The organism is Facivitalis istanbulensis (assembly GCF_040560405.1).
In the GTDB taxonomy this organism is placed as follows: domain Bacteria; phylum Pseudomonadota; class Alphaproteobacteria; order Sphingomonadales; family Sphingomonadaceae; genus Sphingomonas; species Sphingomonas istanbulensis.
Genome location: NZ_JAVSCQ010000011.1, coordinates 81,478 through 100,126, shown reverse-complemented (window position 1 = coordinate 100,126; position 18,649 = coordinate 81,478). Strand labels below are relative to the sequence as shown.

Sequence of the window (18,649 nt, the reverse complement as noted above, 5' to 3'; positions counted from 1 at the left end):
CGACGACGACCTCCGTCGCCGCCCCCTTCTCCTTCAGCCGGATCGCCTCTTCCACCGCGATCTCATCGAACGGGTTCATCGACATCTTCACGTTCGCCAGATCGACGCCCGTCCCGTCCGCCTTCACGCGCGGCTTCACATTGTAATCCAAAACCCGCTTCACGGGCACGACGATCTTCATCAAACCTAACTCCGTCAGAAGCTGAAGCGGCCGCCGATCGACGCCACGAACGCCCGCGCCTTCTGCACCTGACCCGAGGTCAGGATCGGCGTCATGACCGGCGTGCCGACATAGGCGGCGGTGCGACGATCGATGCTGGCATTGGCGAAATCGATATAGCTGCCCGCCGCATCGAGGGTGAAGCGCGGCGTCACCTTGTACGAACCGCCGATCGAGTAATTCCAGCGATTGGCATCGGGAACCCGCGCGTCGCGATTGCCGTCCTGCGTCGGGGTGATGCCACGCTGCACGCCCGCGCGCACGGTCAGCCGCTCATTGGCCGCATAGTCCAGGCCGCCCGCCAGCGACCAGCTGTTCCGGTAATTCTCCGGGATCGCGGTATTGATCGGGGCGCCCAGACGGATCGCATCGAAATCGGCCCAGGTGAAGCGGACGATCTGCGCGTTCAGCGTCAGCTTGTCGGTGGTGCGGAAACGACCGCCGACGATGATCTGGGCTGGCGTACGCCGGCGTGACCAGCGCGGGCGGCTGACCCGGACGCACGATCACGGTGCCGGTATCGACGACATTGCCCTTCGGAATGACCGCCGACGCGCCGATCACCGCCTCGCCACGTTCCATGCCCGCGATGGCCGCGGGGTTCCACCAGAGCGACGACGCGCCGGTATCGGCCGCTTCACCCGAAAAGGCGCGGCCCTGCGCGCGGACCGATTGTTCCTGAAGATAGAATGCCTGTCCGTGTGCCGCACCCGCAAAGGCGAAGGACGAGGACAGAATGGCGGAGGCCAGCAGCGGGGCCTTGAAACGGACGGTCATGATCTCTCTCCCAGATATTCTATGCTAAACGTCAGGCGCGGCCGATCAGCGCAGGCGGGTCCAGGTCTGGGTCTTGCAAAGCGGCACGAAGACGCACCCCCGCACCTTGAGCGTATCCGGCCCTTCGGGCGTCAGCTTCGCCTTATAGGTCTTGCCATCCTCGGCATTGTAGATGGTTCCGCCGCTCCACGCCGCGCCATCCTGCGAAAAGCCCTGAAGGATCAACAGGTTCTTGAGCGGCCGATTGCGCAGCTTGGGATCGCGATTATTCTCGTCGGTCAGCGCGGGGTTGGTGTGCAGCTTCTCCGAGGTCAGGATGCGACCGCAGACCGAATTGCCGCATTTCTGGATTTCGACCACGCCGCCGCGCGTCTGGGTCTGCCAGCGGCCGACCACCGGATCCGTGCTGCCCCCCGCCGTCGCGAGCGCCATTGCCATCAGGCTCAAAAACATCCGTGCTCTCCTCTCCATGCCCGTTCGTCCGGGCCGGAACGCCGTATTTTCACGGTCGTCCCGCCAATTGCCCTATAGGTTCATCACATGACGCATAGGGCAATGCGTCATGCCTACGATGCCGACGGGGCGCAATCAAGGCCCGCCGGCATCGAGCGATCTCAAAACGCGTCCAATTCCAGCGCCATGGTCGAACGCTTGCCCGACTTGATGGCCAGGAACGCGGCCGTCGCCTGCGGCAGGATACGGTCGAAGAAAAAGGCGGTGGTGGCGAGCTTGGCCTTGTAGAAGCCCGGTTCGTCGGTGCCACCGGCCAGCGCCTCGGTCGCGATCCGCGCCGATTTCAGGAAGCAATGGCCGATGCCGACCAGCCCCAGCAGCCGCAGATAATCGGTCGCTGCGGCGCCCGCTTCCTCGGGGTCCTTCATCCCCTTCTGCGCGATCATGCCCGTGCTGAGCTGGAGCGCTCCGAACGCCTGTTGCAGCGCACCGGCCCAGCCGGTGAGCGCCTTGTCCTCGTGCTTCAACAGGGTTTCGACCTGTCCCGACACAGCATGGAAGAAGGGGCGCATATAGCGGCCCATATGCGCGGGCATCTTGCGGCCGACCAGATCGAGCGCCTGGACGCCGTTCGTGCCTTCATAAATCTGGGCGATGCGGGCATCGCGCACGAACTGCTCGATCCCATGGTCGCGGATATAGCCGTGGCCGCCATGGACCTGCACCGCCAGATTCGCCGCGTCGAAGGCGAGGTCGGTGAACAACGCCTTCACGACCGGGGTGATCAGCGCGACGAAATCCGCCGCACGCGCCTTGTCGGCCGGATCGATCGCATGCGCCTCGGCATCCAGCGCGCGCGCCGCCCATTGCCCCAGCGCGCGGCATCCCTCGGCATAGACGCGCATGGTCATCAGCATACGCCGCACGTCCGGATGGACGATGATCGGATCGGCGGGCAGATCGGGCCGCTGGGCGCCGCCCAGCGCACGTCCCTGTACCCGGTCCTTCGCATAGGCGACGGCCGACTGATACGCGATCTCGTTGACGCCCAGGCCCTGGATACCGACCGAAACGCGCTCGGTGTTCATCATCGTGAACATCGCGGCCAGGCCCTTGTTCGCCTCGCCGATCAGCCAGCCCTTCGACTGGTCGAATTCGAGCTGGCAGGTGGCCGATGCCCTGAGGCCCATCTTGTGCTCGATGGCCGCGACGCTGACACCGTTGGCCGCACCGATCGAGCCATCCTCATTGGGCAGATACTTGGGCACCAGGAACAGGCTGATCCCCTTCACCCCCTTTGGCGCGTCGGGCAGGCGCGCAAGGACGAGGTGGATCACGTTCGTGGTCAGGTCATGGTCGCCCGCCGAGATGAAGATCTTGCCGCCGAAGATCGCATAGGACCCGTCCTCCTGCGGTTCGGCCCGGGTGCGCAGCAGGCCCAGATCGGTGCCGCAATGCGCCTCGGTCAGGCACATCGTCCCCGACCATTCGCCCGAAATCATCCTGGGCAGGTAGAATTGCTTGAGGTCTTCCGAGCCATGGCCGACCAGCGCGGTGGTGGCACCGTGGGACAGACCGGGATAGAGGCTGAACGACAGGTTCGTCGCGCAGATCATTTCCTCGACCAGCTTGTTCACCGCCTCGGGCAACCCCTGCCCGCCATATTCGACCGGCGAGGCAAGCGCGGCCCAGCCGCCCTCGCAGAACTGGCGATAGGCGTCCTGGAAACCGGCGGGCGTGCGGACGACCCCGTTCTCCAGCTTGCAACCTTCGATATCGCCCGACGCGTTGAGCGGCAGCAGGACTTCCTGCGTGACGCGGGCCGCCTCCTCCAGGATCGCGTCATAAAGTTCGGGGCCGAATTCGTCCTGCCCCGCAACGGGACCGAACTCATCCTCATGGAACAGTTCGTGGAGGACGAAACGCATGTCGCGCAGCGGCGCGTTATAGACTTGCATGGGGATTTCCTCTCCCGATCAATTGCGCAGCGGCTTGCCGGTTTCGAGCATATGCTCGATCCGGGCCTGGGTCCGCGCATCCCTGACGCTTTCCATGAAGGCGGAACGCTCCAGCTTGAGCAGCTGATCCTCGCTCACCTCGTCGATCAGGTCGGCATCGCCGCCGGTGACGATCCGCGCCAGCCGGTCCGCCACCACCACGTCATAGGGGGTGGCGACGCCCTTCTTCGCGAAGTCGGCGACCGCACCGTCAAAGGCGACCTTGCCCGCCGCGCCCGGCAGACGGAAGACCGGCTTTTCGGGCGGCTGATAGCCCTCGACCAGCGACAGCGCCTTCTGCTTGGCATCGGCCAGCAGCCGGTCGCGGTTCATGGTGACGCCGTCATCCTTGCGGAGATAACCCAGTTCCTTGGCCAGCGCCGCCGAGCGCGACACCTGCGCGGTCGAGATCGTCTCGAACGCCTTGGTCACGGCGGGCATCGGGCCCTTGGCCATCTTGGGCGACTTGGCGAGACGATCGATCAGCTCGCCATTGCCACCCCAGCCGGGGATCAGGCCGACACCGGTTTCCACGAGACCGATATAGCTCTCGGCATGGGCCTGGATCGCATCGGCGTGCAGCAGGATCTCGCACCCGCCGCCCAGCGCCATGCCGGCCGGTGCCGCGACCACCGGGAAAGGTGCGTATTTCAGCGCCTTATAGGCCTGCTGCCCGGCGACGACCAGCTTTTCGACCTCGCTCCAGGCCGCGATGTTCACCGCGAACATGGCAAGGCCCAGATTGGCCCCGGCCGAGAAGTTGCTGCCCTCGTTATACACGACCAGCGCCTTGTACTGGCTCTTCACCAGCGCGATGGCCTTTTGCAGCAGCGAAAGCACCTGCTCGTCGAGCGCGTTCATCTTGCCGGTGAACTCGAACGCCACCACGCCGTCGCCGATATCCCACAGCGCCGCCGAGCCGTTCTTCAGCAGCGGTTCGGACCGCAGCTTGATGTCCTCGAGCAGCAGCACGCCCTCGGCGCGGACGACATCGGCATAGTCGCCGCCGGTCGTCAGATACTGGCGCTTGCCATCGACCACGCGGTAGAAGGGGCGATCGCCCGCCGTTTCCAGCAGCGCGGGCACCGGCCTGCCCTCGGCGCGAAGCCGTTCGGCCAGCTTGCCCGGCCCCAGCCGGTCGATCAGCTCGAACGGGCCGAACTTCCAGTTATAGCCCAGCTTCATCGCGTCATCGATCGCGACGATATCGTCCGCCGCCTCGCCGACCAGACCCGCCGCATAGGACAGGACCGGACCCAGGATCGCCCACGCATAGTCGCCGACCTTGCCCGGCGTCGCGACCAGCGCCGCCAGATCCTTTTCGGCACGCCCCGACAGACGCTCAGGCTTTTTCTCCGCGCGATATTCGCCGGTCTGAAGGTCAATCGCCTGCTTCGCCCGGCTTCCGTCGGGCTTGCGGTCGAGGCGGTAGAAGCCGCCCTTGCCCTTGCGCCCGGTAAAGCCATCCGCGATCATCCTGTCGATCAGCGGCAGCGGACGGATCGTCTCGAAATACGCATCCCCTTCCGGCAGGGTCGAGGACAGCGACTTGGCGAGCAACGGCATCAGGTCGATGCCGACCAGATCGATCAGCCCGAAAATGCCGGTCTTGGGCACACCCATCGGACGGCCGCCAATCTGGTCGGCCTCCTCGACGGTCAGCCCCTGATCCATCGCGGCGTTGATCGCGACCGCCAGCCAATAGGTGCCGATCCGGTTGGCGATGAAGCCCGGCGTATCCTTGGCGCGCACGATCCGCTTGCCCATGCGATGATCGACGAACTGCGCGACCTTGGCGGCAACGCCCTCATCGGTCTCGGCCGAGGTCACGATCTCGATCAGCCGCATGTAGCGTGGCGGGTTGAAGAAATGGGTGATGAGGAAGTCGCGCTTGAACTGCTCCGACCGCCCCTCGACCAGATGGCCGAGCGGGATGGTCGAGGTGTTGGACGACACCGCCGTGCCCGGACGCTTCAGCTCTTCCAGCCTGGCGTAGAGCGACTGCTTGATGTCCAGCCGCTCGACCACCGCCTCGACGATCCAGTCGCATTCGGCGACCTTGGCGAGGTGATCCTCGATATTGCCCGTTTCCACCAGCCTGGCGGCGGCGGGCGACATGAAGGGGGCGGGCTCGGTCTTGAGCATCTTCGCCACGGCCCCCTTGGCCACCGCGTCGCGGTCGCCGCCATCCTTGGGCACGATATCGAGCAGCAGGACAGGCACACCGGCATTGGCGACCTGCGCCGCGATGCCCGCGCCCATCACGCCCGCGCCGATCACGCAGACCTTGTTGATCGCATCAGCCATCATGCACGCTCCAATACCGTGGCGATGCCCTGGCCGCCGCCGATGCACTGGGTAGCGAGCGCATAACGGCCGCCGTCGCGCGCCAACAGCGCCGCCGCCTTGCCGACGATCCGCGCGCCGGTCGCGCCCAGCGGATGGCCGATCGCGATCGCGCCGCCATCCTTGTTGATCGTCTCTTCCTTCAGGCCCAGGTCGCGGATACAGGCGATCGCCTGGCTCGCAAAAGCCTCGTTGATCTCGACCACATCGAGGTCGCCCGCCGCGATCCCGGCGCGCTGAAGCGCCTTGCGCGACGAACCGATCGGACCCAGCCCCATCGTCTCGGGCTCGCAGCCCGCAATGCCGACCGCCTTGATCCGCGCGAGGATCTTCAGGCCGTGCTTCTGCGCGAATTCCTCCGAAGTGACCAGCACCGCCGACGCGCCATCGGTCAGCGGCGAGGCGGTGCCCGCCGTCACCGTGCCCTTGGTGTCGAATGCGGGCTTGAGCCCGGCGAGCACCTCCTCGGTGGTATCCGGGCGGATCAGCCCATCCTCGGTCACGTCGCCCGCCTTGGTATGGATCGGCACGATCTCATCCGCGAGCCGCCCGGCGGAGCGCGCCTCGGCCGCCTTCATCTGGCTGGCCACCGCGAACCTGTCCTGCTCGGCGCGGGTGATCTGGTATTTTTCCGCGACATTCTCGGCGGTCTGGCCCATGCCCATATAGGCGCCGGGGCGCGCGGCGGCGAGTTCGGGATTGGGCAGCGGGTTGTAGCCGCCCATCGGCACGCGGCTCATCGACTCGATGCCCGCGCAGATGAACGCCTCGCCCGCGCCGATCTGGATCTGGCCCATCGCGATGTGGATGGCCGACATGGACGATCCGCAGAACCGATTGACCGTCATGCCGCCGACCGACAGCGGCAGGTCGGCAAGCAGGCCGATCAGCCGCGCGACGTTCATCCCCTGCTCGCCCTCCGGAAAGGCGCAGCCCAGGATGATGTCCTCGATCTCGGCCGGATCGACGCCGGTGCGTTCGATCAGGCCGCGAATCACTTGCGCGGCGAGGTCATCGGGGCGGACCCGCGCCAGCGCGCCTTTGCCCGCCTGGGTGAAGGGAGAGCGGGCATAGCCGGCGATCACGATGTTGGTCATCCAATCCTCTCTTTGTGCGGTCATCTTGGGGCTTGCAGCCTCACGTTAAGGTGCGTTACCTACCCTATACGTAAACACCATATGAAACTCGACTGCAATCGACAACCGGGTATGGTGGAAAAAAGAAAATAGGAGAGCCGCGCGATGATGATGGGCGAGATCGGCGGAGTGTCCCAGGGACGAGCGCAAGGACGCGCCCTGGCGTTCCGGCCACGACTGCTGACGGACATGTTCGAGACTACGGTACGGCAATATGCCGACCGCGCGGCGATCGATTTCATGGGGCGGATCACCCGTTATGGCGACCTGGCCGACATGGTCGACCGCGCCGCGGCGGGGCTTCAGGCGCTGGGCGTGAAGCCGGGGACGCGCGTGGCGCTGTGCCTGCCCAACATCACTTATTATCCGGTGCTGTTCTTCGCGACGCTCAAGGTCGGCGGCATCGTCGTCAATGTGAACCCGCTCTATGTCGACCGGGAGCTGTGCCATCTGCTCGAGGATTCGGGGGCGGAGATCATCGCCACCTGCGACATCCCCGACATATACGACCGCGTGACCAGGGCCGCCGAAAAACTGTCGCTGCGCCATGTCATCGCCTGCCCCGTGGCGGGCGCGCTGCCGCTGTTGAAGGGGCTTGCCTATCGCCTGTTCAAGCGTTCGATGATCGCGCGGCCCGGCCCCGCGCCCCGCCACCTGCCCTTCGCGCGCCTGCTCCGCCACGGCCGGTCGGTGTCGCCCGTGGCGGCGACGCCCGATGACGTGGCGGTGCTGCAATATACCGGCGGCACGACGGGCAGCCCCAAGGCGGCGATGCTGTCCCACGCCAATCTCCTCGCCAATGCCGATGCCATGGTCATCCATACCGGCGGCGAGGAGGCGATCGGGCAGGAACGCATCCTGGGCGTCCTGCCCCTCTTCCATGTCTTCGCGCTGACCACGGTGCTGAGCTTCGCCATCCGGGTCGGTGCGGAGATGATCCTGCTGCCCCGGTTCGAGCTCGACCAGGTGCTGAAGACCATCGCGCGCAGCAAGCCGACCTATTTCCCCGCCGTCCCCACCATCTACAATGCGATTGCGGGCGTGGCGGAGGCGCGCAAGGTCGATCTGTCGGATATCAAGGCGTGTATTTCAGGCGGAGCGCCCCTTCCCGCCGAAGTCCGCGTCGCGTTCGAAACGACGACCGGCGGCAAGCTGGTCGAGGGCTACGGCCTGTCCGAAGCCTCGCCGATCATCACGTGCAACCCGCTGACCGGCGCGAACAAGGGCGGGTCGGCGGGTATCCCCTTCCCCGGCACGATCATCGAGATCCGCGACCGCGAACATGCCGACCGGCTGATGCCGCCGGGCGAGGTCGGCGAGATCTGCGCGCGCGGCCCGCAGGTGATGAAGGGCTATTGGCACAAGCCCGCCGAGACCGAACAGGTCTTCGTCGACGGCGCGTTGCGTACCGGCGATGTCGGCTATCTGGACGAGGAAGGCTATCTGTTCATCGTCGACCGGATCAAGGACGTGATCCTGTGCGGCGGCTATAATGTCTATCCCCGCACGATCGAGGAGGCGCTGTACGAGCATCCCGCCGTGGCCGAGGCGGTGGTGATCGGCATTCCCGACGCCTATCGTGGCCAATCGCCCAAGGCCTTCGTCACCCTGGCCCCCGGTCATCAGGCCAGCCCGGACGAACTGCGCGCCTTCCTTCAGGACAAGGTGAGCAAGATCGAGCTTCCCCGCGAGGTTGAAATCCGCGAAAGCCTGCCCAAGACCCTGATCGGCAAATTGTCGAAGAAGGAACTGGTCGAGGAAGAAATGGCGAAGGCGGCGGCCAAGGCGCAGCCGGTGGGGGAACAGGCGAAGTGACAGAGACGGAGGAGTTGCGCGGCATCCAGGATGTCGCCAACAGCCTGGGCGTGACGGCGCGCACGTTGCGCTTCTATGAGGATCGCGGGCTCATCGAACCGCGCCGGGTCGGCACCGCGCGCGTTTATTCCAAGCGCGAGACCGCCCGGATGCAACTGATCCTGCGCGGCAAGCGGCTGGGTTTCTCGTTGCGCGAGATCGAGGAATTCCTGCGCCTCTATGACACGGACCCGCAGCATGTCGAACAGATGCGCGTCCTGGCCGAACGCTGCCGCAAGCGGCTGGAGGAATTGCGCCAGCAAATGACCGCGCTGGTGCAGACCGTCGAGGAACTGGAAACGATCGAACGCGAAGCGCACCAGCGGATCGCGGCGGCGGAGGCGTAACGGCCATCCATCCTCCCCCTCCCCAGGCCTGGCCCGGGGAGGGAGCGAGCATCACGAACCCTGCGGCGCGCGCCAGCCCAGGCCCAGTGCTTTCTGCAGCGCCACATAGTCGCTGGTCAGCCCGGCGACTGCCTGCGAGAGCGACTGGTCCGCCGCCACGCGCTGCCGTTCGGTATCCAGCGTGTCGATCAGCGTGGCCGCGCCCGCGCGATAGCGTTGCTGCATCAGCGCCGCCGAACGGTCCGCCGAAAGCTTGGCCCGCGCCAGCGTTGCCACCGTGTTGCGCCGTGCCCGGAACCGCGACAGCGAATCCTCCGCATCGCGCAGCGCCGACAGCACCGCGCCGCGATATTGCGCCTCGGCCTCGTCGCGCGCGCCCTCGGCCTGGCCGACCCGCGCATTGGCGCGACCGAAGTTCAACGCGTTCCACTGAAGCATCGGCGCGCCCAGCGTCACCAGATTGTCGAGGTCGGTCAGCGAATCGACGGACGTGCCGCCGATGCCGATCAGCCCCATCAGGCTGAGCCGTGGGAACTTCGCCGCTTCGGCCACGCCGATGCGCGCGGTCTGAGCCGCCAGCCGCCGCTCCGCCGCGCGAATGTCGGGCCGCCGTTGCAACAGCGCGGCCGGATCGCCCACCGCCACCTGCGCCGGGGGCAAGGGCACCTTGCCCGCCGGGCTCAATCGCTGGTCGAGCGCGCCGGGCGCTTCGCCGACCAGGATCGCCAGGGCGTTCAGATAGGTTTCGACCTCCGCGGAAAGCGGCAGGATCTGCGCGTCGGTATTCTCCACCTGGTTGCGCAACCGCTCCACTTCGAGCTGCGAGGCGGCGCCGTTCCTGAACCGCTGCTCGGTCAGTTTCAGCGTCTCGCGCTGCATCCGCACCGAATCGCGGGCCAGGATCAGCCGCTGCTGCCGGTCGCGCAGACCGATATAGGCTTGCGCCACATCGGCAGTCAGCGACACCTGCGCATCCGCGACATTGGCCTCCGCCGCCGCCGCCGTGGCGCGCGCCGCCTCGACCGTGCGGCGCTGTCCGCCGAACAGATCGATTTCCCAGCTCGCATCGAACCCCACGTTGAAGAAATCGAAGCTCTGCCCGTCGGAATTGCCACTGGCCTGTCCGCCGTTCGCACCACCCTGCGGCGCCTTGCCCAGATTGAGGCCGGGCAGGTCGGCGTGCAGATAGGTCCCACGGGCATTGGCGCTGGGCGCCTGGTTGGCATGCTCCAGCCGCAGCGAGGACCGCGCCTGCTTCAGGCGCGCCTGCGCCACCGCGACATTGGGATTGGCGGCCAGCGCCTGATCCTCCAGCCAGTCGAGCGTCGGATCGCCCAGCGTCGTCCACCAGTCGGCCAGCGCGGGTGCGGTCGTCGCGATGCTGGCGCCGGCCCGGGCGAAGCCGGCGGGCGGCGTCGCCGCCGATCCGATCGCCTTGGGCGGGCCGGCATAATTGGGCCCGACGGTGCAGGCCCCCAGCAGGAGGAAGGGGATAAGGGAAAGCTGCTTGCGCATCATGGATCTCAATGCATCGCCACGGGGCCGCCCTGGGGCAGCGGGCGGAGGAAGAGGACGAGCGGCATGGACATCAGGATGCCAACGCACAGCATCCAGAAGAGGTCGTTATAGGTCATCACCAGCGCCTGTTGCTGGATGATGTTGCCGATCATGCGATAGGCCGCATCGGCACTGCCGAATTGCCGGGTCAGCCCGGCCATCCAGTCCTGCACCATCTGGGCATTGGCGTGGAGCGATTCCTCCAGCCGCCGCTCGTGCAGGAAGCTGCGTTGATCCTGCACGGTGGCGATGCCCGCCAGCGCGAAGGAGCCGCCCAGGTTGCGCGCGGCGCTGAACAGCCCCGCGGCATCGCCCGCCTGTTCCGGCGGCACCGACGAGATCGCGGCCTGGTTCAGGAACAACATGCCCAGGATCGTGCCGACACCGCGCAGAAGCTGGGAATCTGTAAAGGAGCCGCCCGTCGAATCGGCGGTCAGCACCGTGTCGATCCCCGCGCTCAGCGCCATGATCCCCAGGCCCAGTCCCACCGCGATGCGGATATCCACCCGCTTGATGAGGATCGGCGTGAACGGCATGATGATGAGGCTGGGGATGCCGCTGAGCAGCACGACCTTGCCCGCCTGGAACGCGTTATAGCCGGCGATGGCGGCCAGGAACTGCGGGATCACATAGGAGGTGCCGTAGAGCACCATGCCCAGCACGATGCCCATGATGACCACGCTGCCGAACTGACGGTCCAGCAGCAGTTTCAGCCGGATGACCGGCCGCGACGCGACGAACTGTCCCGCGAACAACAGGCCGAAGCCGATGACCGACAGGATGGTGAGTTCGATGATCTCGCGCGACTGGAACCATTGCTCGCGCTGCCCCTCTTCCAGCACGACGGTCAGACCGCCCAGCCCCAGCGCCAGCCCGGCAATGCCCAGCCAGTCGGCCTTGGCCAGTTCGGACAGATGCGGCTTCTGGTGCGGCAGGCCGATCAGCAGCAGCCCCACAAGGATCGCGCCCACCGGCAGGTTGAGGAAGAAGGCATAGTGCCAGCTGATATTCTCGGTCAGCCAGCCACCGATCAGCGGCCCCATGACGGGGCCCAGAATGGCGGTGACGCCGAAAAAGGCGGTGCCGATCGGCTGTTGCTCGCGCGGCAGGCGCGTGGCGATGATGGTCAGTGCGGTGGGAATAAGCGCGCCGCCCGTAATCCCCTGCCCCGCGCGGCCGATGATCATCATCGTCAGGTTGCTCGACACGCCGCACAGGATCGAGAAGGCGGTGAACAGGATCGACGCGATCAGCAGGAAGGTGCGCAGGCCCAGCACCCGTTCCAGCCAGGCCGAAAGCGGGATGATGATGATCTCGGCGACCAGATAGGAGGTCGCGATCCACGTGCCCTCGGTCCCGCTGGCGCCGATCTCCCCCTGGATGGTCGGCAGCGCGGAGTTGACGATCGAGATGTCGAGCGTCGCCATCAGCGCGCCGATGCTGCCCGCCGCGACGGCCAGCCACGCGGTCAGGTCCGCCTTGGCCGGGGCGCCGCCGCCCGCGCGGGGCGACGATCCGGCCGTGGTGCCCCGGGCGGGGGCGGCCGCGGCGCTCACCGGCCCTGCGCCCCCTGTCGCGCGTCGTTATGCTGGTCCTGCTGTTCCGCGATACGCTTCAGCGCCCCCTTGGCCGAACGCGTATCCACCGTCACGTCGACCGACATGCCCGGCACCATCAGCGCGCGGGTCTGCGCATCGGCGTCGACCGCGATGCGGACGGGCACGCGCTGCACGATCTTGGTGAAGTTGCCGGTCGCATTCTGCGGCGGCAGCAGCGAGAATTGCGCGCCGGTGCCCGGTGCCACGCTTTCGACATGGCCGTTGATCTCGACACCCGGCAACGCATCGACCTCGATCTTCACCGGCTGGCCGGGACGCATCAGGCCCAGCTGCGTTTCCTTGAAATTGGCTTCGATATATAGCTGGCTGACCGGGACGATCGACATGGTGCGCGTCCCCGCCTGCAGGAACTGGCCGACCCGCACGGTCTTGTTCCCCACGCGGCCGCCGATCGAGGCACGGATCAGGGTCGAGCCCAGATTGACCTCGGCAGCGTCGAGCTGCGCCTTGGCGGCCTGCCCCTGCGACCGGGCCTGCTGCACCTGCGCGTTCAGCGTGCCGATGCGGCGCTGCGCGCTCGACAGCGCGGCGGCGGCGGCGGCGGCACGGGCATTGGCCTGGCGCGCCTGGTTCTGCAACTGCGACAGGCGCTCGCGGCTCTCCGCGCCCGACGCGGCGAGCGGCGTGTAGCGCGCGACCTCGGCCTGGGCGAAGGCGGCGTCGCTCTGCGCGGCGCGAAGGTCCGCCTGGGCGCGATCGATCGCGGCCTGCTGCTCGTGGATCTGCGCCTGCACGCCCTCGGCATTGGCGCGGGCGACGCCCATCTGCGCCTCGATCTGCGCGGTCTGCGCGCGATAGTCGCGGGTATCGATCTGAAGCAGCGGCTCGCCCGCCTGAACCTGCTGGTTCTCGTTCACGAAGACCTTGTCGACATAGCCCGACACCTTGGGCGCGACCGTCACGGCATCGGCCTGGATGAAGGCGTCGTTGGTCGATTCCATATACTGGCCGACGGTCGTGTACCGCGCGTACCAGAACACGCCGGCAACCACCAACGCGGCGGCGATGACGAGCAGGATGACCTTGATCCGCCGCTTCTTCTCGGGCGAGGCCGGGCTCTTGGCCACCTCGACATCGCCCTCGGGCGCATCGGCCTGCGCCCCGTTCACATCATGTGCGTCGGCCATGCCGGCCTCCCTGTCGAAAGAATCAAAAGAACTCGGCGGCGCATTTGCTCGCGCTTGCAGCATAAGGCAAGATCATTTATTGAGTTACCTCACATTATGCCCGATCGTGACAACCTTATCATCCGCTACGGCCGCATCTACATGCGCCTGCACCGCCTGCTCGACCGCCGCATGGCGGCCGAGGGCGCGTCGCTGGCGCGGACCAAGATGCTGCTGTTCATTGCCAATCGGGCCCCTGCCCGCGCCGCCGACCTGGCGGATTTCTTCAACCTCGCCCCGCGCACGGTCACCCAGGCGATCGATACGATGGAGCGCGACGGACTGGTGCGGCGGATGCCCGATCCGGTCGATCGGCGCGTCAAGCGGCTGGACATCACCGATAGCGGGCGACAGGTCATCAAGCAGACCGAACCGCTGCGCCTCGAACTAGTACGCCAGGCCGTCGACGTCCTGACGGAGGAAGAGACGCAGCAGCTCGATCATATCCTGACGAAGCTGGACGAGGCGATCACCACGCGGCTGGAGGACGGCGTTCCGTCATGGCCGCCGTGCGACGCCCAGGTCTAACGCCCCTCGCGATAGAGCCTGAGCGTGGCGGGCGGATGCTCCGGCCAGCCGCCCTGCGCCACGATATGCGCGGCTCGAACCGCCGAACCCAGGCTACCGGCGCGAAACGGCTTGGCGATGCAGCCGATGACCAGAGGATGGCCGCCGCGCTCGGGGCAATTGCCGCTGAGAAACACGCAAGGGATACCGCGATGGGCGAGCAGTTGCGCGGCCGTCAGCCCGCTGTCGCCATCGGCCAGCTTGACATCGCACAGGACGAGATCGGGCGGCTCGGCATCGGCCATGGCGATCGCGGACGCCACCGTATCGGCGATCCCGATCACATGATGGCCATGCAGCGCCAGCGCATCCTCGATCAGCATCGCGACCAATGCTTCGTCTTCGATGATCAGGAGTTTGAGCGGAAGGTTGGGCACCGTTTCATCCATCGGCCGCGTTGCGGTGTCCATATTCGCTGCCGTCATATGGCATGACCAAGATCAGGCACCCGTCGTCCTCGCTCGTCGGCGTCGCGCGCAACTGATGGCAAAGCCGCGCGACGAGCCGATCGTGATCGATCAGCGCCTTGCGTCCGCCCCATCCGGAGCCCTGAAACGACAGCTCCAGCATTTCGTTCCCGTCGCGCCGGTCCAGCCGCATCCCGATCTGCGGTGCGCCGCCATCATCGTCATGGGCCAGCAGCGCGTCCAGCAGCAGCGCCGCCCCCACCGCACGCTCGATCGACACGGCGATCCGATCGACCGCGTCGACCGCGCGCTCGGCCGCCTCGCCGCGCACCTGGGCGATAACCTCGCGAAACAGCGCGGGCAGATCGACCAGCCCCGGCGCGGCGGTGGCGTAAAGCGGCCGGTGCGCGCTCGCCAGCACCTGCAACCGCTCGACCGCGCGGGACAGCGCGGCGCGGGCCGAGGCATCGACCGCCGTGCCAATCTGATGGGTGACCAGGCCAATTGCCACCTGAAGCGCGTTGCGCACGCGGTGGTTCAACTCGGCCAGTAACCGGCTCTGCGTTTCCAGCCCTTCGCGCAACGCCTCCTCGATCCGTAGCCGGTGCTTGGCGAGCGACACATAATGGCACAGCAACGCGAGCAAGCGCCGTTCGTCCTCATCGAACGGCAGCGGCGCGGTCCGCCCGAAGCCCAACGTGCCGAGCACCTGGCTGCCATGGAACAGCGGAATGCACAGATAGACCTGGATCCCGAGCGAGCGCACAAAAGCGGTGCGGGGATCGCGGCTGGCCTGGATATCGGTCAGGTGGAGCGACCGGCGCTCGCGCATCGCCAGGCCACACGCCGTTTCCTCGATGTCCAGCCGGGCCGCGGCCTGCCACGCGTCGCGCGACAGCCCGCCCGACGCCTCCAGACGGGTGGTCGCGTCATCGCGCCGATAGTTGAAATAGAAATCGAGCCGCAATTCATCGCGGATCAGCGTGAAAAGCGAATCGATCATCGCCCTCGGATCGTCCGCCGCCATCAGCCGGTCGGTCGCCTCGGCGATCAGGGTCAGGTGACGGCGCGCCACCGCCGGGTCGGCGGCAACCGCCCCGATCGCATCATCGGAAAGGGTCAGGGGTGAGGGAGACACCACGCGCGATCGATAGCGCTCCCTCCCGCCCTGTCCAAGATCGAAATTGGGCAATCGCCCCGGGATCTGGCCGGGATCTGGCCGGGATTTGGATCATATCGGACCGACGGGGACGGCGCGCATGCTCCGCTCCGTCCCCGTCGGTCAAATGGCCCGATCAGCGCGCCATGGCGGCCGACTGGTCGGTCGGCACCACCGGCAGCCAGACCCGGCTGGCATTGGCACCGCCACGCTCCAGCGTGATCGTCGCCTTGCGATAATCGCCGGCCTTCGCCGTGAAGATATTGGGCACGAAGGTCTGCGGATTGCGGTCGTAGAGCGGGAAGAGGCTCGACTGGACCTGGATCATGATCCGGTGCCCCGGCTGGAACACATGGTTCACCATCGGCAGCCGGAACTTGTATTCCTGGACCTTGCCCGCCGGGATCGCGCTCGGCTCGGCAAAGCTGCGGCGATAGCGACCGCGGAAGATGTCGAGGCTGATCGGCAGTTCATAGCCTCCCATCTTCGGGTCGATGGCGTCTTCCTCGGGATAGACGTCGATGATCTTCACCACGAAGTCGCCATCGGTGCCGGTCGTCCTGGCGAACAGGTCGGCGATCGGCGCGCCCGACACGCGCACCGCCTGGGTCAGCACCGGAGTGCGATAGGTGACGACATCGGTGCGGCCATCGACATGCCGCTGGTCGCTGACCAGCCAGTCCCCCCAGCGCCCGTCGCCGAAACTGACCGGGCGCGACAGATGCGGCACCGGATTGGCCGGATCGGAGACATAGCTGTCCTGCCCGGTGTCCGGCATGGCGAAGCTCAGCCCCCTGTCGCCCGCCAGATAGAGCGGGGTCAGCGGCGCGGCGCATCCGCTCTGGCACGCCAGCGGCCATTGGTTCAACCGGTCCCAATGATTCTCGCCGGTGTTGTAGATCGCCGCGCTGGGCAGGTTCGCCGCCGGGCCGTCTTTCAGATACTGGTTGAACAACGGCAGGACCATGTCCTTGCGGAACTGCCTGGCGGTGTCGCCATTCCACTGGAACGGGCCCAGGCTGGTGCCGGTCCGGTTGATCTGGCTATGTCGCCACGGCCCCATGACGAGGAAATTGTTGCCGAGCTTGCCCTGCGCCTTCAACGCCTCCCACGAGTGGATCGCGCCGTACATGTCCTCCTGATCCCACAGCCCCTGTTCCCAGATGGTCGGCACGTTGGAGGGGTTGGCCGCCAGCAGCTTGTCGAGCGCCTGGCCCTGCCAGTAATAATCGTAGGACGGATGCTGGACGATACGCTGCCAGAAGGGCAGTTGATCATAACCCGACTTCTTCGCCCAGTCATTGGCCGAGCCGTAGCGGAAATTCTCGTAATCGTCATAGCCGCCGCTCGGCGGCGCCTTTCCTTCACCCTTGTAACCGGTCTGCGCGCCGATCCAGCCGATATTGGCCAGGCGGAACGCGCCGTAATGGAACCAGTCGTCGCCCATCCAGCCGTCGATCATCGGGCTTTCCGGGGCCGCGACCTTCAACGCGGGGTGCGGGTGAAGCAGCGCCATGACGACGGTGAAGCCCTCATAGGATGATCCGATCATGCCCACGCGGCCATTGGACTCGGGCAGGTTGGCCTTGTTCACCAGCCAGTCGATCGTGTCATAGGCATCGGTCGTGTGATCGACCTTGGTCGCGTTGAGCGGGCCGATGACCGGCCGGGTCACGACATAGTCGCCCTCCGAACCGTATTTGCCGCGAATATCCTGATAGACGCGGATATACCCGGCCTTCACGAATTCCTCGTCGGCCAGCGGCAGCGCCTCGATCATCCGGGTGCTGTCCGACCGCTTGGCCCGGCCCGCCGCGTCATAGGGGGTGCGGGTCAGCACGATCGGCGCGTTCACCGCGCCCTTTGGCACCATGATCACCGTGTAGAGCTTCGTCCCGTCACGCATCGGGATCATCACCTCGCGTTTGTCGTAATCGCGCTGCGCCTGGTCGGTCGGGGGGGTGAATTTGGCGGGAATGTCGCTGACCGTCGAGTCGGTGACGACCTTGACCGGCGCGGCGGCCGGAGGCTGGTGCTGCGCGGCGGCGGGAGTCAGGGCCGCGAGCGCGCTGGCGGCGAGAAGGCAGGTACGCAAGGTCATGAAACGGATCCCCCTCTTGGATCGGTTGGTACGCCATCGTGCCGCGCCCAGGGCGTCAGGGCAACCGGTGCGATGCCGCCGCTGATACAATGTAACACGTCCATGACAAGCCCCGCCCATCGTTTGCTTTCCTTTCCCGCCCCCGGCCCATAAATAGGTCGCTCCATGCAACAGGGAGCCGCCGGGGCTCCGGGGATACCCACGGAGGAACCCGCCGAGTGACGATGACCAAGCGACGCGGACCGGCGCATAGCGCGTTGGCGCGGGATATCGGCGTCGCGATCGTGACCGGACGGATCACCCCCGGCTCCACCCTGCCGGGCGAAGTCGAGATCGCCGAACAACGAGGCATGTCGCGATCGGTGGTGCGCGAGGCGCTCAGGATGCTGTCCGCCAAGGGGCTGGTGGTCAGCAAGCCCAAGACGGGCACCCGGGTGCGCGAACGGCTGGAATGGAATCTGCTCGATCCCGATCTGCTCGCCTGGATGTTCGAGGGCGAGCCGCCCGCGGGCTTCGTCAACAGTCTGTTCCAGCTCCGCCTGATCGTCGAGCCCGCCGCCGCCGAACTGGCCGCGACCAGCCGCGATGCCCGGCAATTGTCGCGCATGGGTGCCGCGCTGGAGGCAATGGGCGCACACGGCCTGCACACCGAGCAAGGCCGCGCCGCCGACCAGCAATTCCACAACATCATCCTGGAGGCGACGGGCAATGAACTGCTCATCAGCCTGTCGGGCAGCATCGGCGCGGCGGTCCGCTGGACCACGCTCTACAAGCATCGCCATGCCCGCCTGCCGCGCGATTCCATGCCCGAGCATCGCCAGCTCTTTGCCGCGATCGCCGACGCCGACCCGGTCGCCGCGAGGGCGGCAACCATCGCGCTGGTCCAGCAGGCGCGCGAGGATACCGAACGGGCGCTGGCGCGTTAACCGACAGGGATGCGGCG

Annotated in this window: 14 protein-coding genes and 2 pseudogenes; 4 read left to right on the top strand and 12 right to left on the bottom strand. The window is 66.6% G+C overall.

The window, feature by feature from the left end:
• The 6 genes and pseudogenes from RN629_RS09110 to RN629_RS09085 all read right to left on the bottom strand — a co-directional run.
• A pseudogene (locus tag RN629_RS09110) lies at positions 1 to 181 on the bottom strand (electron transfer flavoprotein subunit beta/FixA family protein); the annotation flags it as partial.
• 14 nt (positions 182 to 195) lie between these two features.
• Positions 196 to 997: pseudogene (locus RN629_RS09105) on the bottom strand (OmpP1/FadL family transporter).
• 45 nt (positions 998 to 1,042) lie between these two features.
• Positions 1,043 to 1,450 carry a DUF2147 domain-containing protein gene (locus tag RN629_RS09100; RefSeq protein ID WP_407034935.1) on the bottom strand — a complete coding sequence of 136 codons (408 nt, stop codon included), beginning with the start codon at positions 1,448 to 1,450 and terminating at the stop codon, positions 1,043 to 1,045.
• A gap of 161 nt (positions 1,451 to 1,611) precedes the next feature.
• Entirely contained in the window at positions 1,612 to 3,408 is a 1,797-nt protein-coding gene (locus RN629_RS09095) for an acyl-CoA dehydrogenase C-terminal domain-containing protein (RefSeq protein ID WP_407034934.1), read from the bottom strand.
• 18 nt (positions 3,409 to 3,426) lie between these two features.
• A complete protein-coding gene (locus RN629_RS09090) occupies positions 3,427 to 5,754 on the bottom strand; it encodes a 3-hydroxyacyl-CoA dehydrogenase/enoyl-CoA hydratase family protein (protein WP_407034933.1) in 2,328 nt (775 codons plus the stop codon).
• Positions 5,754 to 6,890, bottom strand: coding sequence for a thiolase family protein (locus RN629_RS09085; protein ID WP_407034932.1), 1,137 nt, complete (start codon positions 6,888 to 6,890; stop codon positions 5,754 to 5,756). The genes RN629_RS09090 and RN629_RS09085 overlap by 1 nt, the downstream gene beginning before the upstream one ends.
• A gap of 150 nt (positions 6,891 to 7,040) precedes the next feature.
• Between RN629_RS09085 and RN629_RS09080 the strand changes: the two genes are divergently transcribed.
• Both RN629_RS09080 and RN629_RS09075 read left to right on the top strand, forming a co-directional pair.
• Complete coding sequence (locus RN629_RS09080; protein ID WP_407034939.1) at positions 7,041 to 8,744, top strand: long-chain-fatty-acid--CoA ligase; 1,704 nt, start codon at positions 7,041 to 7,043, stop codon at positions 8,742 to 8,744.
• Positions 8,741 to 9,130, top strand: a complete 390-nt coding sequence (locus RN629_RS09075) for a MerR family transcriptional regulator (RefSeq protein ID WP_407034931.1) — start codon at positions 8,741 to 8,743, stop codon at positions 9,128 to 9,130. The genes RN629_RS09080 and RN629_RS09075 overlap by 4 nt, the downstream gene beginning before the upstream one ends.
• A gap of 51 nt (positions 9,131 to 9,181) precedes the next feature.
• Here the strand turns inward: RN629_RS09075 and RN629_RS09070 are convergent, their stop codons facing one another.
• Genes RN629_RS09070 through RN629_RS09060 form a run of 3 tightly spaced genes read right to left on the bottom strand, consistent with a single transcriptional unit; the run spans position 9,182 to position 13,433 of the window.
• The gene (locus RN629_RS09070) at positions 9,182 to 10,645 is read right to left on the bottom strand and encodes an efflux transporter outer membrane subunit (RefSeq protein WP_407034930.1); all 1,464 of its coding nucleotides are present in this window, start codon (positions 10,643 to 10,645) and stop codon (positions 9,182 to 9,184) included.
• A gap of 8 nt (positions 10,646 to 10,653) precedes the next feature.
• On the bottom strand, positions 10,654 to 12,243 hold the full coding sequence (locus RN629_RS09065; RefSeq protein WP_407034929.1) for an MDR family MFS transporter: 1,590 nt from the start codon (positions 12,241 to 12,243) through the stop codon (positions 10,654 to 10,656).
• Entirely contained in the window at positions 12,240 to 13,433 is a 1,194-nt protein-coding gene (locus tag RN629_RS09060; RefSeq protein WP_407034928.1) for an HlyD family secretion protein, read from the bottom strand. Before RN629_RS09060 ends, RN629_RS09065 begins: the two co-directional genes overlap by 4 nt.
• 96 nt (positions 13,434 to 13,529) lie before the next feature.
• Here RN629_RS09060 and RN629_RS09055 point away from each other — a divergent pair, with 96 nt between their 5' ends.
• A complete protein-coding gene (locus RN629_RS09055) occupies positions 13,530 to 14,000 on the top strand; it encodes a MarR family winged helix-turn-helix transcriptional regulator (protein WP_407034927.1) in 471 nt (156 codons plus the stop codon).
• Here RN629_RS09055 and RN629_RS09050 read toward each other — a convergent pair.
• The 3 genes from RN629_RS09050 to RN629_RS09040 all read right to left on the bottom strand — a co-directional run bounded on the left by RN629_RS09050 (position 13,997) and on the right by RN629_RS09040 (position 17,706).
• Complete coding sequence (locus RN629_RS09050; protein ID WP_407034926.1) at positions 13,997 to 14,416, bottom strand: response regulator; 420 nt, start codon at positions 14,414 to 14,416, stop codon at positions 13,997 to 13,999. The genes RN629_RS09055 and RN629_RS09050 overlap by 4 nt on opposite strands.
• Positions 14,417 to 14,420: 4 nt before the next feature.
• Entirely contained in the window at positions 14,421 to 15,584 is a 1,164-nt protein-coding gene (locus RN629_RS09045; protein WP_407034925.1) for a GAF domain-containing protein, read from the bottom strand.
• A 157-nt stretch (positions 15,585 to 15,741) separates the two neighbouring features.
• Positions 15,742 to 17,706, bottom strand: a complete 1,965-nt coding sequence (locus RN629_RS09040; RefSeq protein WP_407034924.1) for a CocE/NonD family hydrolase — start codon at positions 17,704 to 17,706, stop codon at positions 15,742 to 15,744.
• Positions 17,707 to 17,930: 224 nt separating this feature from the next.
• Here RN629_RS09040 and RN629_RS09035 point away from each other — a divergent pair, with 224 nt between their 5' ends.
• Positions 17,931 to 18,632 carry a FadR/GntR family transcriptional regulator gene (locus RN629_RS09035; protein WP_407034923.1) on the top strand — a complete coding sequence of 234 codons (702 nt, stop codon included), beginning with the start codon at positions 17,931 to 17,933 and terminating at the stop codon, positions 18,630 to 18,632.
• Positions 18,633 to 18,649 lie beyond the last annotated feature (17 nt).

Coding starts and splice junctions, on each gene's coding strand:
- RN629_RS09100 (WP_407034935.1), bottom strand. CDS start 1,450: ATGTTTTTGAGCCTGATGGCAATGGCGCTCGCGACGGCGGGGGGCAGC.
- RN629_RS09095 (WP_407034934.1), bottom strand. CDS start 3,408: ATGCAAGTCTATAACGCGCCGCTGCGCGACATGCGTTTCGTCCTCCAC.
- RN629_RS09090 (WP_407034933.1), bottom strand. CDS start 5,754: ATGGCTGATGCGATCAACAAGGTCTGCGTGATCGGCGCGGGCGTGATG.
- RN629_RS09085 (WP_407034932.1), bottom strand. CDS start 6,890: ATGACCAACATCGTGATCGCCGGCTATGCCCGCTCTCCCTTCACCCAG.
- RN629_RS09080 (WP_407034939.1), top strand. CDS start 7,041: ATGGGCGAGATCGGCGGAGTGTCCCAGGGACGAGCGCAAGGACGCGCC.
- RN629_RS09070 (WP_407034930.1), bottom strand. CDS start 10,645: ATGCGCAAGCAGCTTTCCCTTATCCCCTTCCTCCTGCTGGGGGCCTGC.
- RN629_RS09060 (WP_407034928.1), bottom strand. CDS start 13,433: ATGGCCGACGCACATGATGTGAACGGGGCGCAGGCCGATGCGCCCGAG.
- RN629_RS09055 (WP_407034927.1), top strand. CDS start 13,530: ATGCCCGATCGTGACAACCTTATCATCCGCTACGGCCGCATCTACATG.
- RN629_RS09040 (WP_407034924.1), bottom strand. CDS start 17,706: ATGACCTTGCGTACCTGCCTTCTCGCCGCCAGCGCGCTCGCGGCCCTG.
- RN629_RS09035 (WP_407034923.1), top strand. CDS start 17,931: ATGACCAAGCGACGCGGACCGGCGCATAGCGCGTTGGCGCGGGATATC.